Annotated in this window: 10 protein-coding genes; 2 read left to right on the top strand and 8 right to left on the bottom strand. The window is 60.7% G+C overall.

Features of this window, described 5'->3' with window-relative positions:
- Positions 1-248 (top strand): integrase core domain-containing protein (locus Y703_RS19465; RefSeq protein ID WP_026552778.1); only part of this gene is annotated, 248 nt, incomplete at its 5' end.
- A 35-nt stretch (positions 249-283) separates the two neighbouring features.
- On the opposite strand, the gene Y703_RS0111230 is transcribed toward Y703_RS19465, so the two are convergent.
- The 6 genes from Y703_RS0111230 to Y703_RS19450 all read right to left on the bottom strand — a co-directional run bounded on the left by Y703_RS0111230 (position 284) and on the right by Y703_RS19450 (position 4,351).
- Positions 284-892 carry a DNA-binding protein gene (locus Y703_RS0111230; protein ID WP_035764711.1) on the bottom strand — a complete coding sequence of 203 codons (609 nt, stop codon included), beginning with the start codon at positions 890-892 and terminating at the stop codon, positions 284-286.
- 108 nt (positions 893-1,000) lie between these two features.
- Positions 1,001-1,195, bottom strand: coding sequence for a hypothetical protein (locus tag Y703_RS19460; RefSeq protein ID WP_155849503.1), 195 nt, complete (start codon positions 1,193-1,195; stop codon positions 1,001-1,003).
- Positions 1,196-1,337: 142 nt separating this feature from the next.
- Positions 1,338-1,895, bottom strand: coding sequence for a single-stranded DNA-binding protein (locus Y703_RS0111220; protein ID WP_026552776.1), 558 nt, complete (start codon positions 1,893-1,895; stop codon positions 1,338-1,340).
- Between the two features lie 74 nt (positions 1,896-1,969).
- Positions 1,970-2,224 (bottom strand): glutaredoxin family protein, encoded by a 255-nt coding sequence (locus Y703_RS0111215; RefSeq protein ID WP_026552775.1) that lies wholly within the window; start codon positions 2,222-2,224, stop codon positions 1,970-1,972.
- Positions 2,225-2,393: 169 nt separating this feature from the next.
- Positions 2,394-2,864, bottom strand: a complete 471-nt coding sequence (locus Y703_RS19455) for an LPD29 domain-containing protein (RefSeq protein ID WP_051427521.1) — start codon at positions 2,862-2,864, stop codon at positions 2,394-2,396.
- A gap of 473 nt (positions 2,865-3,337) precedes the next feature.
- Complete coding sequence (locus Y703_RS19450) at positions 3,338-4,351, bottom strand: DUF3560 domain-containing protein (RefSeq protein ID WP_035764709.1); 1,014 nt, start codon at positions 4,349-4,351, stop codon at positions 3,338-3,340.
- Between the two features lie 374 nt (positions 4,352-4,725).
- Here Y703_RS19450 and Y703_RS0111200 point away from each other — a divergent pair, with 374 nt between their 5' ends.
- Positions 4,726-4,953 (top strand): hypothetical protein, encoded by a 228-nt coding sequence (locus Y703_RS0111200; protein WP_026552774.1) that lies wholly within the window; start codon positions 4,726-4,728, stop codon positions 4,951-4,953.
- Positions 4,954-5,064: 111 nt separating this feature from the next.
- Here the strand turns inward: Y703_RS0111200 and Y703_RS23120 are convergent, their stop codons facing one another.
- Together Y703_RS23120 and Y703_RS23115 are read right to left on the bottom strand one after the other, a co-directional pair.
- Complete coding sequence (locus Y703_RS23120; RefSeq protein ID WP_253908018.1) at positions 5,065-5,634, bottom strand: hypothetical protein; 570 nt, start codon at positions 5,632-5,634, stop codon at positions 5,065-5,067.
- Between the two features lie 133 nt (positions 5,635-5,767).
- On the bottom strand, positions 5,768-6,220 hold the full coding sequence (locus tag Y703_RS23115; protein ID WP_253908017.1) for a hypothetical protein: 453 nt from the start codon (positions 6,218-6,220) through the stop codon (positions 5,768-5,770).
- Between the last annotated feature and the right edge of the window lie 144 nt (positions 6,221-6,364).

Raw genomic sequence — 6,364 nt, 5'->3', positions numbered from 1 at the left:
ATGTGGTCCGGTCAATGGGTAGGACCGGGTCTTGTTATGATAATGCGGTGGCGGAATCCTTTTTCTCCACGATCAAGAAGGAGCTTATCTACCGTAGGCCATGGCTGAACATTGACGAAGTGCGGGGAGAGGTATTTGAGTACGTTGAAGTCTATTACAACAGGAAGCGGCTTCATTCGACGCTCGACTATTTGACTCCGTCTGAATACGAGATAGAATATAACAGTACGCAACAATTTGCAGCCTAAATACGTGGTGTCCCACAAACTGGAAACGGTTCACTTCACGTTTTGTTTGGTGTCTTGGTGGTTGGTGGTGTGATGCGTTGGATGAGTGCGTCATGGCTTTGTTGCAGTGTGTCGGCGCGGGCGCGTGCGGCTGCCAAGTCAGTAGCGAGGGTGCCCGCGTCGGTGCGGGCACTCACAGCAGCGGCCTCCGCCTGGTGTACACGCCTCTCCGCGTCCTCAGCCCGCGTCACGGCAGCGGCGAGTTCCGTGTTCAGCGCCGCGGCCTCAGCCTTGTTTTCGTTGGTGATCCGATCGAGGTCTGCCACGAGCTCGGCCAGCTCAGTATCTTTGTCCTGGCCCTCTTTCACCCAGCGGGCTTCGAGGGCTGCATGCTGCTCGGCAGCCAACGCCACAGCATCAGCCCACACCGATCCGGCCAACCGCGCCGCCTGCTCAAGCAGCGGTTGCGGTACAGCAGCAACCCGTGAGCCGGCAACAGCGCTCTCCTCCCTCCACGCCTTCAAATACCTGGTGGCATCGGCGTTAGAGACGCCCGCGGCCTCCCGGACACTGGACACCGTCGGGTTACGCTCAGCACTGATTTTCTCGGCGGCGGCGAACACCCTGTCCCTGGCAGACCCCGTCGGGCTAACGTGCTCAGTCATCACAGCGGATCACTCCAAAAGTAGTAGGAATAGTAGTCATACTACTATTCCTACTCCGTTACGGCTACACGTCGCCGCTGGTCCGGTCGTGAGATTGGCAGGGTCGGTTCACTGGCTGGGCGTCTGCATGCTCACGGTGACGTTAACCTCTGAGGGGTCCACGTCGAGGATCACGGCGGCGAGATCCGTTGCCGTGTCCTGAATGGCTGCGGCGTTCCTGGCCTGGGTGGTCTGCCCTAGCTCGGGAATGTCGATGATCCACCAGGTGCCTTCTTGGCGGGCGGTGGCGTTGAAACTGTGCATCGTTGCCCCTTCAATGAAAGGTGGGGCCGGTTCCTGCACCACACAGTGACCGGCCCCCGATTGTTTCTTCTGATTTTCCCTGCGAAAGGAAATCTCGTGTGTCGTGGGTCAGCCTAGTGCTGCCCCACAGACAGGCCGGGGTTTAGAACGGTGGTTCGGAGGGCTCGGGCCCGTTGCCCCAGCCATCATTGGTGCCAGCGTTGCCACTATTACCGCTGTTGGCGGGTGCTGCCCAGGGGTCTTGCTGCTGCCCTGCGGGCCAGCTGCTTCCCTGTCCGCTCTGGTTGGGCTGGTTGCCTTGTCCTCCCCCACTAGCTTGTCCTCCCCCGCTGCCTGGTTGGCGCCGGTTGATCGTCGCTGACGCGTAGCGAAGGCTGGGGCCGATCTCATCGGCGTCTAGTTCCATCACTGTGCGCTTTTCGCCTTCCTTGGTGTCGTAGCTGCGGGACTTCAAGCGTCCCTGAGCGATCACGCGGGTTCCCTTGGTGAGGGTTTCCGCGACGTTCTCCGCTGACTCGCGCCACACAGAGCCGCGCACAAAGAGGGTTTCGCCGTCTTTGAATTCGTTGGTCTGCCGGTCGAAAATCCGCGGCGTTGACGCGATCGTGAAGTTAGCGACGGCTAAGCCGCTGGGAGTGAACCGGAGTTCGGGGTCAGCGGTGAGGTTTCCAATGACCGTGATGATGGTTTCGCCTGCCATGAGGATCAACGTACCTTCCGTAGAGGTTTTAGTGGTGTCGTTGCTGAGTTAGTGGGTGCTAGTTGGCGGGGGTGTCAGCGTGGGGTGTCGAGGGCTATGACCTGGCTGATTTTGGTGGGGTTCAGCCCTGACCAGTGATCTTCTGTGCCGTCTTTTTCGTAGACGACGACGGGGGCCTGGGAGTACCTGAGTTCTTCGCTGACGTATTCCAGCGCCTGGTCGTTGGTGCTGATATCCACGAGCTGCGGGGTGAGTCCTGCGGCCCGGAATTTTTCGATGGTCTTGGTGCAGCCAAAGCATCCGGGCTTGGTGTAAATGGTGAGAGTCATAGCGTTTCAGTCCTTGGTTTCGTGGCGGTTTTAGTAAGAGTCAACTGCTGTGCTACTACCTTCAATTTTACCGTTTAGTGGCTGCTTTTAATAGGATAGATCCGCTTATTTCCGCCGGTTTTGGCCTGTGAAAAGCGCCGGCTGTTGGGGGTTGGCCGGCCTCTTTCGGTTAGGCTGCTCGGGCCTCTGAAATGGCGTTGATAAATTCGTAGGCGGTGCCCTGGTCGTAGCGGTAATTCGGGCAAGCTGTGTAAACGAGTTCCGGGGTGGGGTAGCTCTTGCCGGTTTCCACTGCTGAGACGTTCAACGCGGCGGCGAGTTCAGCGACTAAAGCCTCTTTGGTGTCCTCGCTGATCTGGCGGCGGGCGAATACGTGGTCGGCTAGGTAGTGCACTGCTTCCCCGTCAAAATCCCCGGTCACGGTGGCGGCGTGGTCGGTCTGATCTACGGGTGCTTTGCCCTGGTAGGGGTTGGTGATCGCTTCAACGGTGCTCAGCGCCGGGCCGTCCGTCCATTCAACGTCGATGCTCGCCCCACCCGAATAGGTGTTGGTGCGGACAGAAAACTTGATACCGGGAAAGTCTGCTTTCAAGTCCTTGCGGATCAATGCGGCGGTGTCCTTGGCTGAGATGTAACGCATGAGGTGTGCTCCTATTTCGCAGAGTGGGCGGGGAACCTGTGGTGGTCGAGTGGGTTTGTCCCTCCCCCGTTGTTTTTGCCTGCTGGCGAAGCCTTGCGTAGCTGTGGCTGTCGGAACCTGGTCAACCCGTAGGGCAGCAGAGCGGGCCAAGCTGGGAGGAAATAAGCGACCTTGGGAGCGCCGGACACGTTGATTCGGTCTGCTGCGGCGGAGCCGTTGAGCTGGTGGAGCAGGCACATATGATCCGAAGGACAGCAGCAAAAAAAGAGAAATGGTGCTGTCGGTGGCGACTTCTAGGAGCCGGCGGCAGCGCAGCCCGGAGCTTCAGCGAAGGTCCGCTTGTTCCTGGTGCGAGTTAGCGAGTACCAGTGCCTTTTGTTCGCTTGGCCCGGCTCCGTCCGGGCCGGGCAGCACCCCGCTCCCCTGCTGGTGGCATGCAGGGTGGGCGGGGGCACTGTGGCCGGGTGGTTAGCTCACAGCCTGTGTTTCTGTGTGTCTGTGTTTCCGTGGGCTGCTGCGGCGGCTGCTTCTTCGCTGGTGCGGTGGTCCCTGATTTGTGCGTAGTCGGCCTTTTGGGTCCAGCTGTACTCGGTGATGAGTGAAACGGTTTTCTGGTTGACGCGGGCTACTTGATGCCAGCTCCCACCAATGCGGACGTAATCGCCTGTGCTGATCTGCTCGCGGGTGTAGTTGGTGGCCTGGCCTTGGGCGATCTGGTTTTCCCTGATGCCCTGCCAATAGGTGAGCTGATCCAGTTCATCGGCCAACATGCCTTGCAAGTGCACCCGGTAATCCCCGGTGGCCGGTGACGTGGTCTCGACGTATCCCCCGGCGAACGTGTGGGAACTGCCTTCGATTTTGCGTTTCTTGGCGCGGATTCCGGTTTCCAGGGTTTTGATCCGTGATGCCACGGCGGCGGGGCTGTAGCGGCGGTCAGTGGTGCGGGCTGCTATCGCGGCGCGTTCGGCGGTTGCTTTGGCGGCTTCGGTGGCTTGGACTGATTTACCCATCGCCTTATCTGCGGTAGCGATGGCGCGGCGGTGCCGGTTCTCTGAGTGGTGGCCTATCTTGATGGGTTCGCCACCTTCGGGCAGTCGGCGTAGCGCGGCCCGGGCTGAGTCCCCCGCCACGGTTTCGGCGTCCTGTTTCCGCTCGGCCTTCACAGCCAGGGCATCGGCACGGTCTTGCTGCCGGGCGATCTTCCCGGCTTCTACTTCGGCGGTGCTGCGGCTGGTGCGGTCAACGTCGGTTTTGACAGTGAAACCTGCCTCGGTCAGTGCCGCTGTGGTGCGGTTGATGACATACATTTTGGGCTGACGATCCCGAGACATGGGCACGAACCACGCGGCGATACTCCTACCCCACCGCCAGCCGTTGCCCTTCAATATGGGCGCGGTTCCGTCGCCCTTAGAAGTCCCTTCAATGAGGGTTCCGGCCTCGTGGGTGTGGGTGATGGTCAGCGTTGCCGTGCTGGTTTCGGTTGTCATGGTGTGCTCCTGTTCGCAGTGGTGGGGTCCGGCTTGTGGTGGTGGTCGAGTCAGTTGATCCCTTCCCCCCGTTGTTTTTGCCTGCTGGCGAAGCATCGCGTAGCTGTGCCTGTCGGAACCTGGTCAACCCGTGGGGCAAGAGAACGCAGCCAAGGTGGAGGAAATAAGCGACCTTGGGAGCGCCGGACACCTTGGGTCGAGTCATGCAGCGGCGCAGCCGTTGAGCTGGTGGAGCAGGTACGTATGATCCGCAGGACAGCAGCAAAAAAAGAGAAATGGTGCTGCCGGTGGCGACGTCAGGAGCTGGCGGCAGTACAGGCCGCAGCGTCAGCGGAGGCCCGTCTGGGTGCAATCTGTGGCGCTAGAGTTCAGTCATGGAACAGCAACCGCCCGATAAGCCAGCTCTGGCGACAAAGCTGGGACTTCGTGTCATCGTTCTTTGGGCCGTGCTCGGGATGGCCTACGTGGGGTTCGCTATTTGGAGTGCCTTTGAAGGTGACGGGTGGATTCTCAAACTGGCGCTAGGCATCGTGTGGCTCTGCCTGGCATTGGGTTGGGCGGTCGCGCGACGCCGAGCTATTCAGGTGCACGAGGAGAGCTAACCGGTCCCTGGTGGGAGCTAGCGAGCACCGGGGCTTTGTTCGCCTGGGCCGGCTCCGTCCGGGCCGGGCAGTACCCCCGGCCGGTTTTCGGCGGGGGCACCACTCCCCTGTTTAGGCTTCGTCGGCGTAGTCGGCTTCCTCGGCGGTGAGTTCTTCCTCGTCGGCCTGCACTTGTACGAACGTCTCCCCCGGCTCTACTGGTGCACTGGTTTCCGTGTTCACGGGTTCCTGTGTTTCTGTGTTTCCGTGGTCGGTGATGATGGTTTCCACCTCGCTGAGCGTGTAACCCCACGTGTTGAGCTGGGTCAAGTAGTGCTTCGCGGTACTCGTTGGGTTGCGCCATGACTGGCGGGTGAGGCTCTTCTCGAATCCTGCGAGGACTACGGCGAGGGTGTTGGTTTCGTGGCGTCCGGTGGGCTTGGCGGTAATCTTCGCCAGCTCCCCGTAACCGTCTTTACCTCCGAGCAGTTCGGCAGCGAATCCGGTGTGCTTGGAGAGCACGTCAGCAACGGTGTAGGAGTGCGCTCCCATTGATTGGGCAATAAACCGTAGGGCGTTCTTCGGTGCCGTCTTGCCTTTGAGGAGGGTTTTGAGGAAATCCACGCGCACCGTTCCGGCGGCGTCCCATGCCTTATTGTTTTCGATCACGCGGCGGCGTTCTGCTTTTTCGTCCTCGGTCATGGGCCCTGACCGGGTGGCACCGGGTTTGGTGAATCCTGCCGCTTTCCAGTCGGTATTGATCAGGGCTATCCGTACTTCGCCGTTGTAGCTGCATCCGATGTGCGCGGCGTCCGCGTCGTCGCCGGTGAGTGGTTCACCCTCGGTGGTGCGCAGGTCCCGGATAGGGGGCCATAGTGCCTTTGTAGTCGTAGTAGTTCAGATCCTCGTCAACGATCTTCAATCCTTGGGCGGTGACGGTCGCTGCTGCTTCGGCCATCAGGTCGGCGCGGGTGCGGTCGTCACGGAGCCGTTGGGCGGTGTGATCAAAGCTCTGCGGGTTCTGTACGGCGGTGGTTTCCAGTTTGGTGATCGCGTCGGCGTCGCCACTGAATTCTTCGATCACTGCTGCCATGTCCAGCGTCATGCCCTGTGCGAGTGCTGCGCTGGCGGTGTCGTCGGCGCGGACTTTCAGCGCTGCGTCGACGGTGGCCTTTTTCGCGCCGGTCTTTCGGGCGATCTGCGTAGCTGAGACTCCCAGCAAGGAAAGCTGGTAGAACGCTTCGGCGCGGTCGTTGTCGGTGAGGCTCTGGCGCTGGTCGTTTTCCACGACCTACTTAGCTAACCTGTCGGCCTCTGTGAGGCTTTCCACCACGTACCCGGGCATCAGGTCCAGCTTCGCTTCCACGGCGGCGAGGGTGCGCCTCTGCCCGTACAGGACGTGCGCTCCCCCACCCTAGGTGCGGTGCGCGAC

It is taken from the genome of Arthrobacter sp. H20, from assembly GCF_000520515.1.
Classification (GTDB): domain Bacteria; phylum Actinomycetota; class Actinomycetes; order Actinomycetales; family Micrococcaceae; genus Arthrobacter_D.
The sequence above is the reverse complement of the archived record's forward strand: the minus strand, read 5'-3'. Positions and strand labels throughout refer to the sequence as shown.